Source organism: Streptomyces sp. NPDC002776, assembly GCF_053592195.1.
Genome location: NZ_JBSFVG010000011.1, coordinates 1 through 22,329 on the forward strand (window position 1 = coordinate 1; position 22,329 = coordinate 22,329).

Here is a 22,329-nt window from a genome sequence, read left to right on the forward strand (position 1 = left end):
AAACGCCCGGTTACATTCCGAACCCGGAAGCTAAGCCTTACAGCGCCGATGGTACTGCAGGGGGGACCCTGTGGGAGAGTAGGACACCGCCGAACTCCTTTTACAGCTCTGGCTCTTGGGCATCTGCCCAGGAGCCAGAGCTTTTTTGCGTTGAGGTAAGGTCAGGGAGCATCGTTCGCACGTTTCCCTCAGGAGGCCCCGGGTGGAGGTCCAGGAGACCCGTGTCCAGACGGACAGGGTCCTCACCATCCCCAACATCCTCAGCATGGCTCGCCTCGTTGGCGTGCCCGTGTTCCTGTGGCTGATCCTCTGGCCGGAGTTCGGCGGGCCGAAGAGCGATGGCTGGGCCCTGCTGGTGCTGATGCTGAGCGGGATCAGTGACTACCTGGACGGCAAGCTCGCGCGGCGCTGGAACCAGATCAGCAGCCTCGGCCGGCTCCTGGACCCCGCCGCGGACCGGCTCTACATTCTCTCGACTTTGGTCGGACTGACCTGGCGGGATATTTTGCCGCTGTGGTTGACCGGTGTACTTCTGGCACGAGAACTGCTGCTGCTGGTGATGGTGGGCATCCTCAGGCGTCACGGCTATCCGCCGCCCCAGGTGAACTTCCTGGGCAAGGCGGCTACCTTCAACCTGATGTACGCCTTCCCGTTGCTCCTGCTCAGTGACGGGAGTGGGTGGCTCCCGTCACTTGCTGCTATTTTCGGATGGGCGTTCGCAGGATGGGGTACAACCCTCTATTGGTGGGCAGGAGTCCTCTACGTGGTACAGGTCCGCCGCCTTGTCCGTGCGGACACCATGGCCGATTGAACCTCGCCCATTGCCGGGCTCCAGCGGCTCGATGGCCCGCTGACGAAAAGTGCGGGACAATTTGGACGGGTGAAGTCGGCTAGACCGTCGTCTTAGAGGAGGACGCTTCCGACATGAAGGCCGTCGTGATGGCCGGAGGCGAAGGCACACGCCTTCGTCCCATGACCTCAAGCATGCCCAAGCCGCTCCTGCCGGTGGCCAACCGGCCGATCATGGAGCATGTGCTGAGGCTGCTCAAAAGGCATGGGCTGAACGAGACCGTCGTAACTGTCCAGTTCCTGGCCTCCTTGGTCAAGAACTACTTCGGTGACGGTGAAGAGCTCGGAATGGAGCTCACCTATGCCAATGAGGAGAAGCCACTCGGTACCGCCGGAAGCGTCAAGAACGCCGAAGAGGCGTTGAAGGACGACGCCTTCGTTGTGATCTCCGGTGATGCCCTGACCGACTTCGACCTCACCGACCTGATCCGTTTCCACAAGGAGAAGGGCGCGCTCGTCACCGTCTGCCTGACGCGGGTGCCGAATCCTCTGGAATTCGGAATCACCATCGTCGATGAGGAAGGCAAGGTCGAGCGTTTCCTCGAGAAGCCGACCTGGGGCCAGGTCTTCTCCGACACGGTGAACACCGGTATCTACGTCATGGAGCCCGAGGTCTTCGACTACGTCGAGGCCGATGTGCCCGTCGACTGGTCCGGCGATGTCTTCCCGCAGTTGATGAAGGAAGGCAAGCCGATCTATGGGTACATCGCGGAGGGCTACTGGGAGGACGTCGGCACCCACGAGAGCTATGTGAAGGCGCAGGCCGATGTCCTGGAGGGCAAGGTCGACGTCGAGCTCGACGGGTTCGAGATCTCCCCGGGCGTGTGGGTGGCCGAGGGTGCCGAGGTGCATCCTGACGCCGTTCTTCGTGGCCCTCTCTACATCGGCGACTACGCCAAGGTGGAAGCCGGCGCCGAGATCCGGGAGCACACCGTGGTCGGCTCCAACGTGGTCGTGAAGAGCGGCGCCTTCCTGCACAAGGCCGTCGTGCACGACAACGTGTATGTCGGGCAGCAGAGCAACCTTCGGGGCTGTGTCGTCGGCAAGAACACCGACATCATGCGTGCCGCCCGGATCGAGGACGGCGCCGTCATCGGCGACGAGTGCCTGATCGGTGAAGAGTCGATCATTCAGGGCAATGTGCGGGTCTATCCGTTCAAGATCATTGAGGCCGGTGCGTTCGTCAACACCTCGGTGATCTGGGAGTCCCGGGGGCAGGCGCATCTGTTCGGTGCCCGTGGCGTGTCCGGAATCCTCAATGTGGAGATCACGCCGGAACTCGCTGTACGCCTCGCCGGTGCCTATGCGACGACCCTCAAGAAGGGGTCCACCGTCACCACGGCCCGCGACCACTCCCGTGGTGCTCGGGCGCTGAAGCGTGCGGTGATCTCCGCGCTGCAGGCGAGCGCCATCGACGTACGGGATCTGGAGAATGTACCGCTGCCCGTGGCGCGACAGCAGACCGCTCGCGGCAGCGCCGGCGGGATCATGATCCGGACGACGCCCGGTGTGCCGGACTCCGTGGACATCATGTTCTTCGACAGCCAGGGCGCCGATCTGTCGCAGGGCAGTCAGCGCAAGCTGGACCGGGTGTTCGCGCGTCAGGAGTACCGGCGGGCGTTCCCCGGTGAGATCGGGGATCTCCATTTCCCGGCCAGCGTCTTCGACTCGTACACCGGATCGCTGCTGCGGAACGTGGACACGACCGGGATCGCGGAGTCCGGGCTGAAGGTCGTCGTGGATGCCTCCAACGGCAGCGCCGGCCTGGTGCTGCCCAGCCTGCTCGGCAAGCTGGGTGTGGACGCGCTGACCATCAATCCCGGTCTGGATGAGTCCCGGCCGACCGAGACGGCGGACGCTCGTCGTTCCGGGCTGGTGCGGCTGGGCGAGATCGTCGCCTCCGCGCGGGCCGCGTTCGGAGTGCGGTTCGACCCGGTCGGTGAGCGGCTGTCGCTGGTCGACGAGAAGGGACGGATCGTCGAGGACGACCGGGCGCTGCTCGTGATGCTCGACCTGGTGGCCGCCGAGCGGCGCAGTGGGCGGGTCGCGCTGCCGGTGACCACCACGAGGATCGCCGAGCAGGTGGCGGCGTACCACGGGACACAGGTGGACTGGACGACGACGTCGCCCGACGACCTGACGCGGGTCGGCCGGGACGAGACCACCATCTTCGGCGGTGACGGCAAGGGCGGGTTCATCGTCCCCGAGTTCAGCGGTGTCTTCGACGGCACGGCGGCCTTCGTGCGGCTGATCGGGCTGGTGGCGCGGACGCAGCTCACCCTCAGCCAGATCGACGCGCGGATTCCGCGGGCGCACGTCCTCAAGCGGGATCTGGCGACCCCGTGGGCGGTCAAGGGACTCGTGATGCGACGGGTCGTGGAGGCTGCCGGTGACCGGTTCGTGGACACCACGGACGGTGTGCGGGTGGTGGAGACCGACGGGCGCTGGGTGATGGTCCTGCCCGACCCGGCCGAGGCCGTCACCCATCTGTGGGCGGAGGGTCCCGACGACGCGTCGGCCCAGGCCCTGCTCGACGAGTGGTCGGCCGTGGTGGACAGCGCCGGGCGCTGAAATCCCCAGCACGCGCGCGTGCCGGACAAGTGTCCCCAAGGGGGCCTGTCCGGCACGCCGGTGGGGCCATTCGGAGGTACGTGGCGCGACGTGCGACGATGTGCGGCATGCCGCAGCAGCCCCCCGTTCGGAGCACTCCTACGCGACCCTCGCGCCCGGACGCCTCCATGTCGCTGCTCACCAACGTCATGGATCACAGCCTCGATGACGGGTACGCCGAGGCGGCGGCCCGGAAGAAGGCGGCGGACGGCGGTCTGCCCAAGACCCTCAGGGCGAAGCTCGGACTCGCGGCCGGTCTGGTGCTGGCCGCCCTCGTCGTCACCGTCGGGGCGGCCCAGGCGCGGGTCGCGGCTCCTGTGGTGGCGAAGGAGCGCGAGGAACTGATCGACCGGATCGATCAGGAGACCGAGGCCGCGGACAAGCTCGAGGACAGCGTCGACGAGCTGCGCGAAGAGGTGAGCGCGCGCCAGCGTGAGGTGCTGAAGGAGAGCGGCAGCGAGCAGGGGGAGCTCGTGGGCATCCTGTCCGGCGCCGTCGAGGTGCACGGACCCGGGGTGAAGCTGGTCGTCGACGACGCCCGGGAAGCCGGTGGGGGCGGTGACGGGGATCCGCGTGAGACCTCCGGGTTCTCCGACACCGGGCGGGTGCGCGACCGTGACATGCAGCGGGTGGTCAACGGGCTGTGGGAGTCGGGCGCCGAGGCGATCTCCATCAACGGACAGCGGCTGACGGCCCTGTCGGCGATCAGGGCCGCGGGCGACGCGATACTGGTCGACAACAAGCCGCTGGTACCGCCGTACACGGTGCTCGCGGTGGGGGACGGGGAGCGGCTGAGCACCAGGTTCCAGGACAGTGCCGACGGGCTGTATCTGCATGCCCTGCAGGAGAACTTCGGCATCCGGACGGCAATCTCCGTGGAAGAGGACCTCCGGCTGCCGGCGGCACCCCGTGTGACCGTACGAACAGCGCAGCCGAACACCGAGAAAAGCGAGAAGGGCACATCGTGATCGCCGTACTGGGCCTCGTCGTGGGAGTCGTGGCCGGCCTGTTGGTCCGGCCTGAGGTTCCGGCGGTCGTGGAGCCTTATCTGCCGATCGCCGTCGTGGCGGCGCTGGACGCCGTCTTCGGTGGCCTGCGGGCCATGCTCGACGGGATCTTCGACGACAAGGTCTTCGTGGTGTCCTTCCTGTCCAATGTGGTCGTCGCCGCGCTGATCGTGTTCCTCGGTGACAAGTTGGGTGTGGGGGCGCAGCTGTCCACCGGTGTCGTCGTGGTCCTCGGGATCCGTATCTTCTCCAATGCCGCGGCGATCCGCCGGCACGTGTTCCGGGCGTGAGACCGATGAGCAACCAGGACGAGGCGGCCGAGAACAGGCTGCGCAAGGAACTGCCCGACGAGGTCCCGTCCCAGGCGGCCGCGGTAGGCGCGCACGAGGCGGAGACGCGGCCGGAGCTCACCGGACGGCAGCGGCTCGCCAAGGGGCTCTGGCCGCCGCGGGTCACCCGGGCTCAACTGATCGTCGCCCTGTTGCTGTTCGGCCTCGGCTTCGGCCTGGCCGTGCAGGTCGCCTCCAACAGCGACGGGGACGACGCCCTGCGCGGCGCGCGCCAGGAGGATCTTGTCCGGATCCTCGATGAACTGGATGACCGCACACAGCGTCTTGAGGACGAGAAGCAGGGACTCGAGCAGCAGCGGGACGAGCTCGAGAACAGTTCGAACCAGGCCGAGGAGGCTCGTCGGCAGACGGTCGAGAAGGAGCGGCAACTCGGCATCCTGGCGGGCACGGTGGCGGCGCAAGGACCCGGCATCACGGTGGTCATCGACGACACGAAGGGCACGGTCGAGGCGGACATGCTGCTCGACGCCATTCAGGAGTTGCGTGCGGCCGGTGCGGAGGCGATCCAGGTGAATGGGGTACGCGTGGTGGCGGGGACCTATCTGACCGATTCGGGAAACTCCGTGAGCGTCGACGGGAACAAGATCAACGCGCCCTATCGTTTCAAGGTCATCGGCAAACCTCAGGACCTCGAACCGGCGCTCAACATCCCTGGAGGCGTGGTGCAGACCCTCGAGAAGGAGCAGGCCGTGGTGACGGTCGAGCGGTCGGACAAGATCGTTGTGGACGCCTTGCGAGCCGCGCAGCAGCCTGACTACGCTCGGTCGTCCTCGCGGTGAATCGGGGGTGCATGGGGGACGTCCGGCGAGGGCATGAGGTTGCGGGGGGTCGGCGCACCGAATGGGTGGTGCGTGGTGGAAACTGTCTGGTGGATACGGACGTTGTGAGGATGTCCGGGTCGGCCGGAGTGTGCAGTCAGGGTTCGTCCTGCCCCACGGGCGGGTCTGTTTCAGTCAAGGGGAATCGCCCGTGAAGTTGTTTGCGAAGTTGTTCGGCAAGAGCGCGCGGCAGGGCAACGACAACGCCACCGCCCGCCACCGCGCGCAGCCTGACGCAGAGGGCCAGCGGCCGTTGTTCCGGGACCAGGTGGGTGGCCCGGGCGGGGACATTTCCGGAGGTCAGGGCGCGCCGTCTGTTGACCCTGCCCAGGCCGGAGGCATAGGTTTCGGGCAACCCTCAACCTCAGGTACGGGTGGAGGGTTCACCGCCGACCCGTATGCGTCCAATGCCCCCGCGGGGCAGCCGCGGCAGGAGGATCCGTCCATGTCGGCCCTGGTGTGCACGAGGTGCGGTAACCGCAACGCGGAGAACAGTCGCTTCTGTTCCAACTGCGGTGCTCCGCTGCGGGCGGGTGCGGTGCCCGAGCGTCCGTCCGAGACCACCTCCACGATCTCCATCTCCGGTCTCGAGGCCTACGACGCCGAGGCCACCGGCCAGACGCAGATCCCGGCGCTGTCCCCCGAGGCGCAGGCCGCCGTCGAGGCGCTGCCGCTCGGCTCCGCGCTCCTGGTGGTGCGCCGCGGGCCGAACTCGGGCAGCCGCTTCCTGCTGGACAGCGACCTGACCACGGCCGGCCGTCACCCGCAGAGCGACATCTTCCTGGACGACGTCACCGTCTCGCGCCGGCACGTGGAGTTCCGCCGGAGCCCGGACGGCTCGTTCACCGTGGCCGACGTGGGCAGCCTGAACGGCACGTACGTCAACCGCGAGCGGATCGACCAGGTCGCCCTGTCGAACGGTGACGAGGTGCAGATCGGCAAGTACCGGCTGGTCTTCCACGCGAGCCAGCGAGGCTACTGACCCTCCCCCGGAGAAGGTCCATGCTTCACACACCGAGCGGCGGTGCCGGACACGGCACTGCCGCCACGGACAGCGGGCTGATGAGCATCGGCACCGTGCTGAGCGTGCTGCGCGACGAGTTCCCCGAAGTCACCATCTCCAAGATCCGCTTCCTGGAGTCCGAGGGACTCGTCGAACCGCAGCGGACCCCTTCGGGTTACCGCAAGTTCAGCGCCGACGACGTCGAGAGACTCGGCCATGTGCTGAGGATGCAACGGGACCACTATCTGCCCCTCAAGGTGATCAGGGAGCACCTGGACGCCATGGAGCGCGGCGAGGCCGTGGCGCTGCCCACCGTGGGCCGACAGCGCGACGGAGAGGCCGGACCGGAGCTCTCCGATGCTCCTACGGCGGCCCGGATCGGGCGGAGCGAGCTGCTGGCCGCCGCGGAGATCGGCGAGCGGGAGCTCGAGGAGTGGGAGTCGTACGGGCTGATCGCCCCGCTGCCGGACGGGGCGTACGACGCCGAGGCGGTCACCGTGGCCTCGCTCGTCGTCGAACTGGGGCGGTTCGGGATCGAGCCGCGGCATCTGCGGGCGATGAAGGCCGCCGCGGACCGGGAGGCCGGGCTCGTGGACCAGGTCGTGGCACCGCTCAGACGCCATCGCAACCCGCAGACCAGGGCCCATGCCGAGGCCCGCACGAAGGAGCTGGCGGGGCTCACGGTGAAGCTGCACGCGGCGCTCGTGCAGACCGCGCTCGGGGTGCGGCTGCCCTGACCCGGAGGGCCTGGGCGGTCCGGATGGGCCGCCCGTTTCCTGCCCGACTACCCAAACGTCCCGGGCACGGCCTAGGGTTGCTGTGTGAACGAGCTCGATGTCGTAGGTGTCCGGGTCGAAATGCCCTCCAACCAACCGATCGTGCTCCTGCGCGAAGTGGGAGGCGACCGTTACCTCCCCATCTGGATCGGGCCGGGGGAGGCCACGGCCATCGCCTTCGCCCAGCAGGGCATGGCCCCCGCACGACCGCTGACCCACGACCTGTTCAAGGACGTGCTGGAGGCCGTCGGCCAGGAGCTCACCGAAGTGCGCATCACGGACCTGCGTGACGGCGTCTTCTACGCCGAGCTGGTCTTCGCCAGCGGCGTCGAGGTGAGCGCGCGTCCCTCCGACGCCATAGCACTGGCCCTGCGCACCGGAACGCCGATCTACGGCAGTGACGGCGTGCTGGACGACGCGGGGATCGCGATTCCGGACGAGCAGGAGGACGAGGTGGAGAAGTTCCGCGAGTTCCTCGACCAGATCTCGCCCGAGGATTTCGGCACGAGCAGCCAGTGAGACGTCCGGTTCCCGGCAATTGCCAGCGGCGAGTGAGAGCGTCCTGCGGCCCGCTCCGAGCGCATTCGGCTAGCCTTTCCCCGCGGTGGGGTACGGGAAACCACTCCTAGGGTGATTATCACTCGGCGTGCCGAGTGTGGCGATCGTTGACGCACCCCTGGTGACTGCCTACCGTCGAGAAGGCAGGTCAAGGACGGAGGTCGGCGTGAGAAGCAGCGGCGACGGTACGGCTGGGGGTGCCCCCGGACGCGGTCTCGGGGAGAGCGGTCCGTACCCTCCCCCGAGCTCACGACTCCGCTCCGGCGGGGGATACCCCCAGCCGGGTGGTGCGGCCGACCGCGCCCCGCAGCGACCGACGGCCGTGCCGAGCGGCGGAGGGGCGACGTCCATGACGTCCGAGCAGATCGGCTACCGGGGCCCGACGGCCTGCGCGGCGGCCGGCATCACCTATCGGCAGCTGGACTACTGGGCCCGTACGGGGCTCGTCGAGCCCAGTGTGCGGCCCGCGCACGGGTCGGGGACGCAGCGTCTGTACAGCTTCCGGGACGTCGTCGTCCTGAAGATCGTCAAGCGGTTCCTCGACACCGGTGTCTCGCTCCAGAACATCCGCACCGCGGTGCAGCACCTGCGAGAGCGGGGCTTTCGTGACCTGGAGCGCATGACGCTGATGAGCGACGGCGCCACGGTCTACGAGTGCACCTCGCCCGACGAGGTCCACGCGCTGCTCCAGAGCGGGCAGGGAGTCTTCGGGATCGCCGTCGGCGTGGTGTGGCGGGACGTGGAGAGCGCGCTGTCGCAGCTGCACGGGGAGCGCATCGACACCGGGGAGACGCTGGTCGGCCCCAATCCGGCGGACGAGCTGGCGCGGCGGCGGAACCGGGCGGTCTGAGGACGGCTCCGCCGTGTGGGCTGTGCGGGGCGGCGTGGAGGCCGCTCGGGGGCATTGTCAGTGGCGTAGGGCAGCATCGGACATGTGAGAAACACGCCCACGATCCTGCATCTCGACATGGATGCCTTCTTCGCCTCGGCGGAGCAGGCGTCCAAGCCGAGTCTGCGCGGGAAGGCGGTCATCGTGGGCGGGCTGGGGCCGCGTGGTGTGGTGGCCACCGCGTCCTACGAGGCCCGGGTCTTCGGGGTGCACTCGGCGATGCCGATGGCGCAGGCCCGGCGGCTCGCACCGAACGCCGCGTATCTCGTGCCGCGGTTCGCGTTCTACCGGTCGATCAGTGAGCAGGTGATGGCGCTGCTGAGGGCGCTGTCGCCGCTGGTGGAGCCGTTGAGTCTGGATGAGGCGTTCGTCGACCTGGAGGCCGGGGGAGCGGCCTGGGACGAGGCGTCGGCGCGGCTGGTGGGGGCGAAGCTGCGGGCGGACATACGGGCGGTCACCGGGCTGACGGGGTCCGTGGGGCTCGCCGCGTGCAAGATGCTCGCGAAGATCGCTTCCGAGCAGGCCAAACCGGACGGTCTGGTGGTGATCGAGCCGGGGACCGAGCGGGCGATGCTGGGGCCGATGCCGGTGCGGACCCTGCCGGGGGTGGGGCCGGCCACCGGGGATCATCTGCGGCGGGCCGGGATCCACACGGTCGAGGAGCTGGCCGAGGCGGGCGAGGACGAGCTCGTGCGGATGCTGGGGAAGGCGCACGGGCATGCGCTGTACGCCATGGCGCTGGCGCGGGACGAGCGGCCGGTGGTGGCTGAGCGGGAGACGAAGTCGGTGTCCGTGGAGGACACGTATGACGTGGACATCCATGACCGGGTGCGGGTGGGGCTGGAGGTGCAGCGGCTCGCGGATCGGTGTGTGCGGCGGTTGCGGGAGGCCGGGTTGTCCGGGCGGACCATTGTGCTGAAGGTGCGGCGGTACGACTTCTCCACGCTGACTCGGTCCGAGACGTTGCGGGGGCCCACGGATGATCCGGCGGTCGTGCGGGAGGCCGCGGGGCGGTTGCTGGAGTCGGTGGACACGACGGGGGGTGTGCGGTTGCTGGGGGTGGGGGTCAGTGGGCTTGCCGACTACACGCAGGAGGATCTGTTCGCGCAGGCCGCGGGGGAGCGGGGTCGGGGTGCGGAGGATGGGGGAGAGGACGGGGCCGGCGAGGTTGGCGAGGCCGGGGGTGTGGGTGCGGCTGCGGAGGTGGGGGCGGCTGTGGAGCGGCGGTGGGCTGCTGGGCATGACGTTCGGCATGCGGAGTTCGGGCATGGGTGGGTGCAGGGGAGTGGGGTGGGGCGGGTGACTGTGCGGTTCGAGACGCCGGAGTCCGGGCCGGGGCGGGTGCGGACGTTTCGGGTCGATGATCCTGAGCTTGTTCCTGCGGAGCCGTTGCCGTTGGTGCCGCGGAGGCCGGGGGTTGCTGTGGATGAGGTGCGGGCGTGAGGGGCGGGGGCGGTGTTGGTGGGGGGTTGGTGCACTCGCCCGCGTTGGCCGGGTGCCTCACCCGAGGGGCCCAGCCCACCCGTGCCGCCCCAGCGGCACGACTGCCCGCAGCGGCGGGTTGGGGGTGCGGGCCGGGGGTTGTGCGGGCGATGGGCTGTAGGGCTGTGGGCAACAGGCTGAGGGATGTGCGGCTGCGGGTTAGGGGATACACGGCACGCGACTCGGAGCTATGGGCATGCGGTCATGCAGCCAGGGGCGCGAGGAGTGCGGTCACCCAGCTGCGGGGCGGCGGGGGCCGCGGTCACTCAGCTAGGGGGCTACGACGGATGCGGCCGTCCCGCTGTGAGGGCAGACAGGTAGGCGGCTACGGGGCGGTGGTGGCACGGTCGCTCAGCTGCGGGGCGAGGTGGGACGCGGAGGCCCAGCCCCTGGGGCTGCGAGGGGTGCGGTCGCCCAGCTAGTGCGCCCGAGCAGCGCTGGATCCGCGACGACAGCCTGGCTGCCCTGGGCCAGGAGGGGCGCGGCCGTCCCGCTGCGAGGGCGTGCAGGTGCAGCTACGGGGCGGCGGGGGCGCGGTCGCTCAGCTGCGGGGATAGGAGGGACGCGGAGGCCCAGCACTGGGGCTGCGCGAGGGGTGCGGGTACCCAGCTGCGGGGCGGCGGGGGACGTCGTCACCCAGCTGGTGCGCCCGAGCAGCGCTGGATCCGCGACGACGGCCTGGCTACCCTGGGTCACGAGGGACGCGGCTGCTCCGCTGCGAGGGCGTGCAGGTAGGCAGTTGCGGGGCGGCGCGGGCGCGGGCGCCTAGCTGCGGGGAGCGGAGGGGAGCGGAGGCCCAGATCCCGGGGCTGCCAGGGGGCGCGTCGGTGCGGGGCACGAGGGGTGTCGGGTGCGCGGTCGCGTTGCGGGGGCTACGTGGGGGGCTTAGGTGTCTGCTTCTTCTGTGCCTGCCAAGTTGCCGAAGTCGTAGTCGGGGGGTGTGGGGGAGGTCAGGTCCAGGCCGTAGTGGTGGTAGAGCTGGAGTTCCTGTTCCGGGGAGAGGTGGCGGCCTACTCCGAAGTCGGGGGCGTCCTTGATCAGGGAGCGGTCGAAAGGGACGCGGAGGGCGCCCTCCACCAGTTCGCTGGGCTCCAGGGGGACGAAGGCGTCCCTGCTGAACAGGCCCGTTCGTATGGCTGCCCACTCCGGTACGCCGGTGGCGTCGTCGAGGTAGACCTCGTCGATGGTGCCGAGCTTCGTACCGTTGCGGTCGAACGCCTTGCGGCCGATCAGGTTGCGCGGATCGATGTCGGTCTGCACGTGCCCTCCACTTGGTCGCAACTCATCCGTAAGCACTACGAAAGAGCACATTCGGGTGCGCGGCCACTCGAACGCCTGGGCGTTGACCTCGCTGGTAGGCTGACAGCGGCTGCTGACCCCGTGCGGGAGAGTCCTCCGGACACCATCCGGAGGCGCCGAAGGAGCAAATCCTCCCCGGAATCTCTCAGGCCCACGTACCGCACGGACGAGGTCACTCTGGAAAGCAGAGCGGGTGTCGACGGCTTCCGCTCTCACCGACGGTGAAAGCCGGGCGCCCTCATGCCCTGGTGAAGCTCTCAGGTTGAGATGACAGAGGGGGAGGCCGTCCGGGTACCCGTGCCGTGGTGCCCCTCGAAGGTCGTGTCGACCAGGAGGCCTCCGCAATGACCGCCTATCGCATTCCGCTCTCCGAGCTCGAGCAAGGGATCCCCTTCGAGCAGCGTCACATCGGTCCTGATCATGAGGCTCGGGCCAAGATGCTCGCCCAGGTCGGCTACGGCTCGCTGGACGAGCTCACCGCCGCCGCGGTGCCGGATGTGATCAAGAACGCCGACGCCCTCGACCTGCCGGGTGCGCGGACCGAGGCCGAGGTGCTCGCCGAGCTGCGGACCCTCGCCGACCGCAACCAGGTGCTGGACTCCATGATCGGGCTCGGCTACTACGGCACCTTCACCCCGCCGGTCATCCTGCGCAACGTCATGGAGAACCCGGCCTGGTACACGGCCTACACGCCGTACCAGCCGGAGATCTCGCAGGGCCGCCTGGAGGCCCTGCTGAACTTCCAGACGATGGTCGCCGAGCTCACCGGGCTGCCCACCTCCGGTGCCTCACTGCTCGACGAGGGCACGGCGGCTGCCGAGGCCATGGCGCTGTCCCGGCGCATGGGCAAGAACAAGAAGGGCCTGTTCCTCATCGACGCGGACGCCCTTCCGCAGACCATCGCCGTGATCCAGACGCGGGCCGAGCCCACGGGCGTCGAGGTGGTCGTCGCCGACCTGAGCGAGGGCATTCCGGACGGCATCGCCTCGCGCGAGATCAACGGCGTGCTCATCCAGTACCCGGGCGCCTCCGGTGCCGTGCGGGACATCAAGCCCGTCATCGAGCAGGCCCATGAGCTCGGCGCGCTGGTCACCGTCGCCGCCGATCTGCTCGCGCTGACGCTGCTGACCTCCCCCGGCGAGCTGGGCGCGGACATCGCGATCGGCACCACGCAGCGCTTCGGTGTGCCGATGGGCTTCGGCGGTCCGCACGCCGGTTACATGGCCGTGCACGAGAAGTTCGCGCGCAGCCTGCCCGGGCGGCTGGTCGGGGTGTCCGTGGACGCCGACGGCAACAAGGCCTACCGGCTCGCGCTGCAGACGCGTGAGCAGCACATCCGCCGGGAGAAGGCGACCAGCAACATCTGTACGGCGCAGGTGCTGCTCGCCGTCATGGCCGGCATGTACGCCGTCTACCACGGGCCCGAAGGGCTGAAGAGCATCGCCCGGCGGGTCCACCGGTACACCTCGATCCTGGCCGCGGGGCTCACCGCCGGCGGAGTCGAGGTCGTGCACGGCTCCTACTTCGACACGCTCACCGTGCGGGTACCCGGTCGGGCCGCCGAGGTCGTCGCGGCCGCGCGGGAGAACGGCGTGAACCTCTGGCTGGTCGACGCCGACCACGTCTCCCTCGCCTGCGACGAGACCACCGGCCGGGCCCAGCTCACCGCGGTGTGGAGCGCCTTCGGGGTGGACGGGGACGTCGAGGCGCTGGACGCGCGGGCCGAGGACGCGTTGCCGGCGGCGCTGGTGCGCGGGGACGAGTTCCTGGCCCACCCGGTCTTCCACCAGTACCGCTCCGAGACCGCGATGCTGCGCTACCTGCGCCGCCTCGCCGACCGTGACTACGCGCTCGACCGCGGCATGATCCCGCTGGGCTCCTGCACGATGAAGCTCAACGCGACGACCGAGATGGAGCCGGTCACCTGGCCCGAATTCGGGCAGCTGCACCCCTTCGCGCCGGAGGAGCAGGCGGGGGGTTACCTCACGCTCATCCGCGAGCTGGAGGAACGTCTCGCCGAGGTCACCGGGTACGACAAGGTCAGCCTCCAGCCGAACGCCGGATCGCAGGGTGAGCTGGCCGGTCTGCTCGCCGTCCGCGGCTACCACCGGGCCAACGGCGACGAGCAGCGCACCATCTGCCTCATCCCGTCCTCCGCGCACGGCACCAACGCCGCCAGCGCCGTGATGGCGGGCATGAAGGTCGTCGTCGTCCGGACCGCCGAGGACGGCGAGATCGACGTCGAGGACCTGCGGGCGAAGATCGAGCAGTACCGCGACGAGCTGTCGGTGCTGATGATCACGTACCCCTCGACGCACGGCGTCTTCGAGGAGCACGTGGCCGACATCTGCGCGCAGGTGCACGAGGCGGGCGGGCAGGTCTACGTCGACGGCGCCAACCTCAACGCGCTGGTGGGCCTGGCCAAGCCGGGTCACTTCGGTGGTGACGTCTCGCATCTGAACCTGCACAAGACCTTCTGCATCCCGCACGGTGGCGGTGGCCCGGGCGTCGGCCCGGTGGGTGTGCGGGCGCACCTGGCGCCGTACCTGCCGAACCACCCGATGCAGCCGAGCGCCGGCCCCGAGACGGGTGTCGGGCCGATCTCGGCGGCGCCGTGGGGTTCCGCGGGGATCCTGCCGATCTCGTGGTCGTACGTCCGGCTCATGGGCGGCGAGGGGCTGAAGCGGGCCACGCAGGTCGCCGTGCTCAGCGCGAACTACATCGCCAAGCGCCTCGAGCCGCACTACCCGGTGCTGTACACCGGCCCGGGCGGGCTCGTCGCGCACGAGTGCATCATCGATCTGCGGCCGCTGACCAAGGCGACCGGTGTGAGCGTCGACGACGTCGCGAAGCGGCTCATCGACTACGGCTTCCACGCGCCGACGATGTCCTTCCCGGTGGCCGGCACGCTGATGATCGAGCCGACCGAGTCCGAGGACCTCATCGAGCTGGACCGGTTCTGCGAGGCGATGATCGCCATTCGCGGGGAGATCGAGAAGGTCGGCTCCGGCGAGTGGGCCGCGGACGACAACCCGCTGCGGAACGCTCCGCACACCGCCGCCGCGCTGGGCGGGGAGTGGGAGCACGCGTACAGCCGCGAGGAGGCCGTGTTCCCGGGCGGGGTCTCGGCCGCGGACAAGTACTGGCCGCCGGTGCGCCGTATCGACCAGGCCTTCGGCGACCGGAACCTGGTGTGCTCGTGCCCGCCGATGGACGCGTACGAGGGCTGATCCGGCGTAGGCGAGGGGCTCCGCCCGGGCTGTACGGCTCGGGGGGAGCCCTTCGCTGTTTCCCGCTCCTGTTTCCCGCCGGCCGGACGGACGGCCTAGGCCGGGTAGGCGTGGGTCTGCGTCGCCTTGACCGTGGCCCAGACGGGGGCGCCCGGGTGCAGGTCCAGCTCCGCCGCGGCGACCGTGGTGAGGTCGGCGGCGAGGGGGAGTTCGCCGGTGAGGTCGGCGCGGATCTGGTCGCCGTGGGTTTCCAGCCCCTCCACCTGGCAGTGCCAGAGGTTGCGGGCGCTGGCGCCGGTGGGGCGGTCGCGGAACAGGGTGACGGCGCCCGGGGGGAACGCGACGAAGACCGGGCCGGTGAGGTCCTCCGTGGTGGTGATGACGGGTCCCGCGTCCAGCCGGACCGTGTGGCCCGCCGCCGTGCCCTTGTAGAGGTTCAGGCCCACCAGCTGGGCGATGTAGTCCGTGCGGGGGTGGCGGGCGATGTCCGAGGGGGTGCCCTCCTGGACGATCCGGCCCTGCTCGATGACCACCAGGCGGTCCGCCAGGACCATGGCGTCCAGGGGGTCGTGGGTGACGAGGACCGCCACCGCCGCGAACTCGGCGAGATGGCGGCGCAGCTGGGCCCGGACCTCCAGGCGGGTGCGGGCGTCCAGGGCCGCCAGGGGCTCGTCGAGGAGCAGGAGGCGCGGGTTCGTGGCGAGGGCCCGGGCCAGCGCGACGCGTTGCGCCTGGCCGCCGGAGAGGTGGCGGGGCTTGGCGTGCGCGTGGTCGGCGAGGCCCATGCGGTCCAGCCAGGTCCGCGCCTGGGCGCGGGACTCGGCCTTGGTGGCGCCTTGGCAGCGCGGGCCGAAGGCGACGTTGTCGAGGGCGGTGAGGTGGGGGAAGAGGAGGTAGTCCTGGAAGACGACGCCGACGGGGCGGTGCTCGGGGGGCGTGCGGTCCAGGGACCTGCCGTCGAGGCGCAGGTGACCGGCGGTCAGGGGGAGCAGACCGGCGAGTGCCCGCAGGGCGGTGGTCTTGCCCGCGCCGTTGGGGCCGAGGAGGGCCACGACGTCACCGGGGGCGGCGGTGAGCCCGATGTCCAGGTGGAAGGTGTCCCGGTCGACGATCAGGTGGGTGTCCAGACCCGGGCGGGTGTCGGTCATGGGGTCGCCATCCATCGGTCCCGTAGTGCTGCCAGCACCGTGATGGACACCGCGAGGAGCACCAGGCTCAGGGCGATGGCGGCTGCCGGGTCGGACTGGAGGGCCAGGTAGACCGAGAGGGGCATGGTCTGGGTGCGGCCCGGGAAGTTGCCCGCGAAGGTGATGGTGGCGCCGAACTCGCCCAGTGCGCGCGCCCAGGCGAGGACCGCTCCGGCCGCGATGCCCGGGGCGATCAGCGGCAGCGTCACCCTGCGGAACGCCGTGAAGCGGGACGCGCCCAGGGTCATGGCCGCCTCCTCGTAGCGGGGATCCGCCGCCCGGAGCGTGCCCTCGACGCTGATGACGAGGAACGGCATCGCCACGAAGGTCTCCGCCACCACCACTCCCGCGGTCGTGAAGGGGAGCGTGACGCCGAACCAGCTGTCCAGCCACTGGCCCACCACGCCGTTGCGGCCCAGCGCCAGGAGCAGCGCCACGCCGCCCACCACCGGGGGCAGGACCAGCGGCAGGGTCACCAGGGCGCGGACCAGGCCGCGGCCGGGGAAGTCGGTCCTGGCCAGCAGCCAGGCCAGCGGGACGCCCAGGAACAGGCTCAGGGCGGTGGCCGCCGTGGCGCAGAGCAGGGACAGGCGCAGGGCGTCCCAGACCTCGGGGCTGGTCAGCTGGTCCGGCAGGGTGCTCCACGGGGTGCGGACCAGCAGGGCGATCAGCGGGACGACCAGGAACGCCAGACCCAGCAGCGCGGGGAGCAGCAGCGGCAGCGGCACCAGGCGGGGCCGCGGGCGCCCGGGGCCGCCTTTCGAGGGCGCGGCGGGGTGCGTCACGGCTTCAGGAACCCGGCCTCGGTCAGGGCCCTTCGGCCCTCGGCGGACCGCACCAGGGCCATGAACGCCTTGGCCGTGTCCGGGTTCGGCGCGTCCTTGAGGAGGGCGATCGGGTAGTCGTTGACGGCGTCGGCGGCCTCGGGGAAGTCCACGCCGTCCACCTTGTCACCCGCCGCCTGCACATCCGTCCGGTACACGACGGCGGCGTCTGCCTCCTTGAGCTCCACCTTGGTCAGGGCGCCCTTGACGTCCTGCTCGTAGGAGACGGGCGTGACCGTCAGCCCCGCCGCCGTCAGCGCCCTGTCCGCCGCCGCGCCGCACGGCACGGTCCTGTCGCACAGGACGACCTTCAGGCCGGGCTCGGTGAGGTCCTTCAGGGAGGAGATCTCGTCCGGGTTGCCCGGCAGGGTGGCGATCTCCAGCTGGTTGCGGGCGAACGTGGACGGCGTGCCCGCCACGTCCTCCGCGGCCGTCACGATCTCCATGGTCTGCGGGCTGGCCGCGGCGAACACGTCGGCGGGGGCGCCGCCCGTGATGTTCGCCGCGAGGGTGTCGCTGCCGCCGAAGCTGAAGGTGACCTCGGTGCCGGGGTGCTCCTTCTCGAACGTCTCGCCGAGCTGGGTGAAGCTCTCCTGGAGGGAGGCGGCGGCGAAGACGGTGACCGTGCCGGAGAGCCTGGACGAGCCCGAGGAGCCGGACGCCTCGGAGGAGGACCCGGACGAGGAGGAGCAGGCGCTCAGCAGGAGCAGTACGGCGGCTCCCGCGCCGGCCGCCTGCACCGTCCTGCGGGTCCGGCGGGCGTAAGGGGTCATCACGGGTCCACTCCCTCGGTCTCCGGGGGAGGAAGCCGCCGGGACTCACCGTCGGCCTCCCCTCGCATACGCCGATGATACTTACGCAGATGCGAGGAGAAAGTCTGCTGGCTCTTCGTATGAGCGAGGGGGAAGGGGGGATGGAGGTTCGTATGTGCGAGACCAGGTGTGGGTCTCAGGTGCGGTCGATGTGTACGTTTGTCGACTTCACCCGGGCCGTGGCCTCCATGCCGACCTCCAGGCCCAGCTCCTCCACGGCCTCCCGGGTGAGCAGGGAGACCAGCCGGTGCGGGCCGGCCTGGATCTCCACCTGGGCTGCCACGTCACCGAGCTTGATCGCGGTGACGATGCCGGGGAAGGCGTTGCGGGCCGAGGTGTAGGGGGCCTCCTCGTCGGGTGCGGCCGCCGTCCTGGCGAGCTCCACCGAGAACTCGGCCAGGTCCCGGCCGTCGATGAGCCGCCGGCCGCTGTCGTCGCGGTGGGTCGCCATCCGGCCCGCGTCCGCCCAGCGGCGGGCGGTGTCCGGGCTGACCCCGAGAAGTCGTGCGGCCTGACCGATCGTGTAGGACTGCATGCCGGTCACGATAGGGCGTCGACCTTGGCTTTCGGCCGTCGGCGTAAGAGAACCGTCAAGGACGGTCGGTGATCCGTATGGGAGCCGTCAACGGCGGTCGGAAGCGGTCAGGGGAGAGGTTCGCTCTACCCGTCCCTGTTTTCCCACCGCATCTCAACTCCAGGAGCTCACGATGGCCGATCTGGCCTTCGTCGTCACCACGGTCGCGGTCTTCGCGCTGGTGGCTCTCGTCGCCAAGGGGGTGACCAGGCTGTGACCGCCGAGAACATCGTCGGCCTCGTCGTGGCCGTCGCCCTGCTGGGCTATCTCGTCCTCGCCCTGATCTTCCCCGAGAGGTTCTGAGCGCTGATGGGTCCCGTACTCGCCGGCGTGCTTCAACTGCTGGCACTGGCAGGGGCGCTCGCCCTCGTCCACATTCCCCTCGGCAACCACCTGGCCCGGGTCTACTCCAGCGACCGTCACTGGCGCGTCGAGAAGTGGATCTACCGGGGGATCGGAGCCGACCCCGACACCCGGATGCGCTGGCCCGCCTATCTGCGCGCCCTGCTGGCCTTCTCGCTCGTCGGGGTCCTCTTCCTGTACGCCCTTCAGCGGCTCCAGGGCGTGCTGCCCGGCTCACTGGGGTTCACGTCGATCGACCCGGACCAGGCGTTCAACACCGCCGTGTCCTTCGTGACCAACACCAACTGGCAGTCCTACGCCGGTGAACAGGCCATGGGCCATGTCGTGCAGACCGCCGGCCTCGCCGTGCAGAACTTCGTCTCCGCCGCGGTCGGCATGGCCGTCGCGGTCGCGCTGATACGCGGGTTCGCGCGGTCGCGTACCGGTGAACTCGGCAACTTCTGGGCCGACTTGGTGCGGGGCGTCGTACGCGTGCTGGTGCCGCTGGCTGTCGTCGCGGCGGTCGTGCTCGCCGGCTGCGGGGTCATCCAGAACTTCTCCGGCATCCATGAGGTCGGGCAGTTCACGGGTGGCTCGCGGGAGTGGAACGGGGGTGCCGTCGCCTCGCAGGAGGCCATCAAGGTGCTGGGCACCAACGGCGGCGGTTATTTCAACGCCAACTCCGCGCATCCGTTCGAGAATCCGACGCCGTTCTCGAACCTCTTCGAGATCTTCCTGATGCTTCTCATCCCGTTCTCCCTGACCCGGACGTTCGGGGTCATGACCGGCTCGGTCCGGCAGGGGTACGCCGTCCTCGCCGCCATGGGCGTCATCTGGCTCGGCTTCACCGCGCTGATGATGTGGGCCGAGTTCGCCCACCACGGCCCGGCGTTCGAGATCGCCGGCGGGGCGTACGAGGGCAAGGAGGTCCGCTTCGGGGTCGGCGCCTCCTCGATCTTCGCCACGTCGACGACGCTCACCTCGACCGGTGCGGTGAACTCCTTCCACTCCTCCTTCACCGGCCTCGGCGGCGGCATCACCCTGCTCGGCATGATGCTGGGCGAGATCGCGCCCGGGGGTGCCGGATCCGGCCTCTACGGCATGCTGATCATGGCGATCATCGCGGTGTTCCTCGCCGGTCTGATGGTCGGCCGTACGCCCGAGTACCTCGGCAAGAAGATCGGCACCCGCGAGATCAAGGCGGCGGCCTGCTTCATCCTCGTCACCCCGGCCCTGGTCCTGGTCTGCACCGCCGTGGCGATGGCACTGCCCACCCCGCCCCACTCGATGAGCAACGGCGGGGCCCACGGATTCACCGAGATCCTCTACGCCTACACCTCCGCCGCCAACAACAACGGCTCGGCCTTCGCCGGGCTGAACGCGGACACGCAGTGGTTCAACAGCACCCTCGGCCTGTGCATGCTGCTCGGCCGTTTCCTACCCATGGTGTTCGTGCTGGCGCTGGCCGGCTCGCTCGCCGAGCAGCGGCCGGTGCCGGTCACCGCGGGCACCCTGCGCACCGAGAAACCGCTGTTCACCGGCGTGCTGGTGGGCGCCATCCTGATCATCACCGGTCTGACCTACTTCCCGGCCCTGGCGCTGGGACCGCTCGCCGAGGGGTTGGCGGCATGACCATCGACGTAACACATCCCGAGGACGCCATGTCCACCACCGCCCCGAGCCGGGCCCCGCACACCGTCGGCGCCGGTCTGTTCGCGCCCCGGCAGCTGCTGCTGTCGCTGCCGGACGCCTTCCGCAAGCTCGATCCGCGGGTGATGATCAAGTCTCCCGTGATGTTCGTGGTGCTGGTCGGCTCGGTGCTGACGACCGGGTTCTCCTTCGCGGATCCCGGAGACTGGTTCGGCTGGACGATCAGCGGCTGGCTGTGGCTGACGGTCCTCTTCGCGAACCTCGCGGAGGCCGTGGCCGAAGGGCGCGGCAAGGCGCAGGCGGACACCCTGCGCAAGGCCAGGACCGGCATGGTGGCCCGCAAGGCCGACGGGACCGTGGTCGCCGGGACCGAGCTGCGGGTCGGTGATCTGGTCGTCTGCGCGGCGGGCGATGTCATCCCCGGCGACGGGGACGTGGTCGAGGGCGTGGCCAGCGTCGACGAGTCGGCGATCACCGGTGAGTCGGCGCCGGTGATCCGCGAGTCGGGCGGGGACCGCTCGTCCGTCACCGGGGGTACCAAGGTGCTCTCCGACCGGATCGTCGTGAAGATCACGACCAAGCCGGGGGAGACCTTCGTCGACCGGATGATCAACCTGGTCGAGGGCGCCGCGCGGCAGAAGACGCCCAACGAGATCGCGCTGAACATCCTGCTGGCGTCCCTGACGATCGTGTTCCTGCTCGCCTGTGCCACCCTCCCGCCGTTCGCCGGCTATGCGGGCGCCCACTTGACGACGGTCGTGCTGGTGGCGCTGCTGGTCTGTCTGATCCCGACCACCATCGGCGCCCTGCTCTCCGCGATCGGCATCGCGGGCATGGACCGGCTGGTGCAGCGCAATGTGCTCGCCACGTCGGGCCGTGCGGTCGAGGCCGCGGGTGATGTCTCCACGCTGCTGCTCGACAAGACCGGCACCATCACGCTCGGCAACCGGCAGGCGGCGGAGTTCGTGCCGGTGCGCGGGGTGACCGCCGCCGAACTCGCCGGGGCCGCCCAGCTGTCGTCGCTGGCGGACGAGACGCCCGAGGGCCGTTCCGTCGTCGTCCTGGCCGAGGAGCGGTTCGGGCCGCGCGAGCGGCGCGAGGGCGAACTGGCGCAGGCCCGCTGGATCCCCTTCACCGCCCGGACCCGGATGTCGGGGGTGGATGTCGCCGGGCGCAAGGTCCGCAAGGGCGCGGCCGGTTCGGTGCTGGCCTGGGTGGCGGAGCAGGGCGGCCAAGTCGCCGAGGACGCCAGGGAGTTGGCCGAGCTGATAGCCGCGGCGGGCGGTACGCCTCTGCTGGTCGCGGTCGAGGATGCCGGCGGGGCCCGGGTGCTCGGTGTCATCCACCTCAAGGACGTCGTCAAGGAGGGCATGCGCGAGCGGTTCGAGGAACTGCGCAGGATGGGCATCCGGACCGTCATGATCACGGGGGACAACCCGCTCACCGCCAAGGCCATCGCGCAGGAGGCCGGCGTCGACGACTTCCTGGCGGAGGCCACCCCCGAGGACAAGATGGCGCTGATCAAACGGGAGCAGGCCGGCGGAAAGCTGGTCGCGATGACGGGCGACGGCACGAACGACGCCCCGGCGCTCGCCCAGGCGGACGTCGGCGTGGCGATGAACACGGGGACGTCGGCCGCCAAGGAGGCCGGCAACATGGTCGACCTCGACTCGGATCCGACGAAGCTGATCGAGATCGTGGAGATCGGCAAGCAGTTGCTGATCACTCGGGGAGCGCTGACCACGTTCTCGATAGCCAACGACGTCGCCAAGTACTTCGCGATCATCCCGGCGCTGTTCGCGGCCGTCCATCCGGGCCTGGACAGGCTGAACATCATGGGCCTGTCATCGCCGGACTCGGCGATCCTGTCCGCGGTCGTCTTCAACGCGCTGATCATCATCGCCCTGGTGCCGCTCGCGCTGCGCGGAGTGCGGTACCGGCCGATGAGCGCGGACCGGATGCTCCGCCGCAACCTCGCGGTCTACGGATTCGGCGGGCTGATCGCACCCTTCGTCGGCATCAAGCTCATCGATTCGATCGTCTCGCTGATCCCCGGGATCGGGTGAAGG

19 protein-coding genes, 1 rRNA gene and 1 riboswitch are annotated in these 22,329 nt (G+C 69.8%); of the genes, 15 read left to right on the forward strand and 5 right to left on the reverse strand.

Annotation, left to right across the window (positions count from 1 at the left end; translation table 11 throughout):
• The 11 genes from rrf to ACWD11_RS22050 all read left to right on the forward strand — a co-directional run.
• Positions 1-95, forward strand: a 5S ribosomal RNA gene (gene rrf / locus ACWD11_RS22000); the annotation flags it as partial.
• Between the two features lie 107 nt (positions 96-202).
• Positions 203-811, forward strand: coding sequence for a CDP-alcohol phosphatidyltransferase family protein (locus ACWD11_RS22005; RefSeq protein WP_451284888.1), 609 nt, complete (start codon positions 203-205; stop codon positions 809-811).
• A gap of 113 nt (positions 812-924) precedes the next feature.
• Positions 925-3,420, forward strand: coding sequence for a sugar phosphate nucleotidyltransferase (locus ACWD11_RS22010; RefSeq protein ID WP_389417492.1), 2,496 nt, complete (start codon positions 925-927; stop codon positions 3,418-3,420).
• A 98-nt stretch (positions 3,421-3,518) separates the two neighbouring features.
• Complete coding sequence (locus ACWD11_RS22015) at positions 3,519-4,427, forward strand: DUF881 domain-containing protein (protein ID WP_451285241.1); 909 nt, start codon at positions 3,519-3,521, stop codon at positions 4,425-4,427.
• A complete protein-coding gene (locus tag ACWD11_RS22020) occupies positions 4,424-4,756 on the forward strand; it encodes a small basic family protein (protein WP_003988855.1) in 333 nt (110 codons plus the stop codon). Before ACWD11_RS22015 ends, ACWD11_RS22020 begins: the two co-directional genes overlap by 4 nt.
• Before the next feature lie 5 nt (positions 4,757-4,761).
• Positions 4,762-5,595, forward strand: a complete 834-nt coding sequence (locus ACWD11_RS22025) for a DUF881 domain-containing protein (protein WP_389417493.1) — start codon at positions 4,762-4,764, stop codon at positions 5,593-5,595.
• Positions 5,596-5,656: 61 nt separating this feature from the next.
• On the forward strand, positions 5,657-6,616 hold the full coding sequence (locus ACWD11_RS22030) for an FHA domain-containing protein (protein ID WP_389417494.1): 960 nt from the start codon (positions 5,657-5,659) through the stop codon (positions 6,614-6,616).
• 20 nt (positions 6,617-6,636) lie between these two features.
• Positions 6,637-7,374 carry a transcriptional regulator FtsR gene (ftsR, locus tag ACWD11_RS22035; RefSeq protein WP_451284891.1) on the forward strand — a complete coding sequence of 246 codons (738 nt, stop codon included), beginning with the start codon at positions 6,637-6,639 and terminating at the stop codon, positions 7,372-7,374.
• A gap of 84 nt (positions 7,375-7,458) precedes the next feature.
• Positions 7,459-7,932 (forward strand): bifunctional nuclease family protein, encoded by a 474-nt coding sequence (locus ACWD11_RS22040; protein ID WP_006144119.1) that lies wholly within the window; start codon positions 7,459-7,461, stop codon positions 7,930-7,932.
• A gap of 205 nt (positions 7,933-8,137) precedes the next feature.
• Positions 8,138-8,821, forward strand: coding sequence for a MerR family transcriptional regulator (locus tag ACWD11_RS22045; RefSeq protein WP_389417496.1), 684 nt, complete (start codon positions 8,138-8,140; stop codon positions 8,819-8,821).
• Between the two features lie 84 nt (positions 8,822-8,905).
• Entirely contained in the window at positions 8,906-10,303 is a 1,398-nt protein-coding gene (locus ACWD11_RS22050; RefSeq protein WP_451284893.1) for a DNA polymerase IV, read from the forward strand.
• Positions 10,304-11,227: 924 nt separating this feature from the next.
• Here ACWD11_RS22050 and ACWD11_RS22055 read toward each other — a convergent pair.
• Complete coding sequence (locus tag ACWD11_RS22055; RefSeq protein ID WP_389417498.1) at positions 11,228-11,602, reverse strand: PRC-barrel domain-containing protein; 375 nt, start codon at positions 11,600-11,602, stop codon at positions 11,228-11,230.
• Positions 11,603-11,715: 113 nt separating this feature from the next.
• Positions 11,716-11,812: riboswitch (glycine riboswitch) on the forward strand.
• A gap of 173 nt (positions 11,813-11,985) precedes the next feature.
• On the opposite strand from ACWD11_RS22055, the gene gcvP reads away from it, so the two are divergent.
• A complete protein-coding gene (gcvP, locus tag ACWD11_RS22060) occupies positions 11,986-14,871 on the forward strand; it encodes an aminomethyl-transferring glycine dehydrogenase (protein ID WP_451284895.1) in 2,886 nt (961 codons plus the stop codon).
• Positions 14,872-14,966: 95 nt separating this feature from the next.
• Here gcvP and ACWD11_RS22065 read toward each other — a convergent pair whose 3' ends face one another.
• The 4 genes from ACWD11_RS22065 to ACWD11_RS22080 form a co-directional block, all read right to left on the reverse strand.
• Positions 14,967-16,019 (reverse strand): ABC transporter ATP-binding protein, encoded by a 1,053-nt coding sequence (locus ACWD11_RS22065; RefSeq protein ID WP_451284897.1) that lies wholly within the window; start codon positions 16,017-16,019, stop codon positions 14,967-14,969.
• Entirely contained in the window at positions 16,016-16,843 is an 828-nt protein-coding gene (locus tag ACWD11_RS22070; protein ID WP_389417501.1) for an ABC transporter permease, read from the reverse strand. Before ACWD11_RS22070 ends, ACWD11_RS22065 begins: the two co-directional genes overlap by 4 nt.
• Positions 16,840-17,655, reverse strand: a complete 816-nt coding sequence (gene modA / locus ACWD11_RS22075; protein ID WP_451284899.1) for a molybdate ABC transporter substrate-binding protein — start codon at positions 17,653-17,655, stop codon at positions 16,840-16,842. The genes ACWD11_RS22070 and modA overlap by 4 nt, the downstream gene beginning before the upstream one ends.
• A gap of 175 nt (positions 17,656-17,830) precedes the next feature.
• Positions 17,831-18,229 carry a TOBE domain-containing protein gene (locus tag ACWD11_RS22080; RefSeq protein ID WP_389417503.1) on the reverse strand — a complete coding sequence of 133 codons (399 nt, stop codon included), beginning with the start codon at positions 18,227-18,229 and terminating at the stop codon, positions 17,831-17,833.
• A gap of 252 nt (positions 18,230-18,481) precedes the next feature.
• Here ACWD11_RS22080 and kdpF point away from each other — a divergent pair, with 252 nt between their 5' ends.
• From kdpF to kdpB, 3 genes are read left to right on the forward strand one after another with little or no spacing between them, the layout of a single operon-like run.
• Positions 18,482-18,571: a K(+)-transporting ATPase subunit F gene (kdpF, locus tag ACWD11_RS22085; RefSeq protein WP_016434100.1), complete on the forward strand. Its 90-nt coding sequence runs from the start codon at positions 18,482-18,484 to the stop codon at positions 18,569-18,571.
• 6 nt (positions 18,572-18,577) lie between these two features.
• Positions 18,578-20,242 carry a potassium-transporting ATPase subunit KdpA gene (gene kdpA / locus ACWD11_RS22090; protein ID WP_451284901.1) on the forward strand — a complete coding sequence of 555 codons (1,665 nt, stop codon included), beginning with the start codon at positions 18,578-18,580 and terminating at the stop codon, positions 20,240-20,242.
• Positions 20,239-22,326 carry a potassium-transporting ATPase subunit KdpB gene (gene kdpB / locus ACWD11_RS22095; protein ID WP_451284903.1) on the forward strand — a complete coding sequence of 696 codons (2,088 nt, stop codon included), beginning with the start codon at positions 20,239-20,241 and terminating at the stop codon, positions 22,324-22,326. The genes kdpA and kdpB overlap by 4 nt, the downstream gene beginning before the upstream one ends.
• Positions 22,327-22,329 lie beyond the last annotated feature (3 nt).

Bases quoted from the DNA above. Each gene is read 5' to 3' on its own strand.
- modA (WP_451284899.1), bottom strand. From the start codon at position 17,655: ATGACCCCTTACGCCCGCCGGACCCGCAGGACGGTGCAGGCGGCCGGC.
- kdpB (WP_451284903.1), top strand. From the start codon at position 20,239: ATGACCATCGACGTAACACATCCCGAGGACGCCATGTCCACCACCGCC.
- ACWD11_RS22015 (WP_451285241.1), top strand. From the start codon at position 3,519: ATGTGCGGCATGCCGCAGCAGCCCCCCGTTCGGAGCACTCCTACGCGA.
- ftsR (WP_451284891.1), top strand. From the start codon at position 6,637: ATGCTTCACACACCGAGCGGCGGTGCCGGACACGGCACTGCCGCCACG.
- ACWD11_RS22010 (WP_389417492.1), top strand. From the start codon at position 925: ATGAAGGCCGTCGTGATGGCCGGAGGCGAAGGCACACGCCTTCGTCCC.
- ACWD11_RS22025 (WP_389417493.1), top strand. From the start codon at position 4,762: ATGAGCAACCAGGACGAGGCGGCCGAGAACAGGCTGCGCAAGGAACTG.
- kdpA (WP_451284901.1), top strand. From the start codon at position 18,578: ATGGGTCCCGTACTCGCCGGCGTGCTTCAACTGCTGGCACTGGCAGGG.
- ACWD11_RS22030 (WP_389417494.1), top strand. From the start codon at position 5,657: ATGGGTGGTGCGTGGTGGAAACTGTCTGGTGGATACGGACGTTGTGAG.
- gcvP (WP_451284895.1), top strand. From the start codon at position 11,986: ATGACCGCCTATCGCATTCCGCTCTCCGAGCTCGAGCAAGGGATCCCC.
- ACWD11_RS22080 (WP_389417503.1), bottom strand. From the start codon at position 18,229: ATGCAGTCCTACACGATCGGTCAGGCCGCACGACTTCTCGGGGTCAGC.
- ACWD11_RS22065 (WP_451284897.1), bottom strand. From the start codon at position 16,019: ATGACCGACACCCGCCCGGGTCTGGACACCCACCTGATCGTCGACCGG.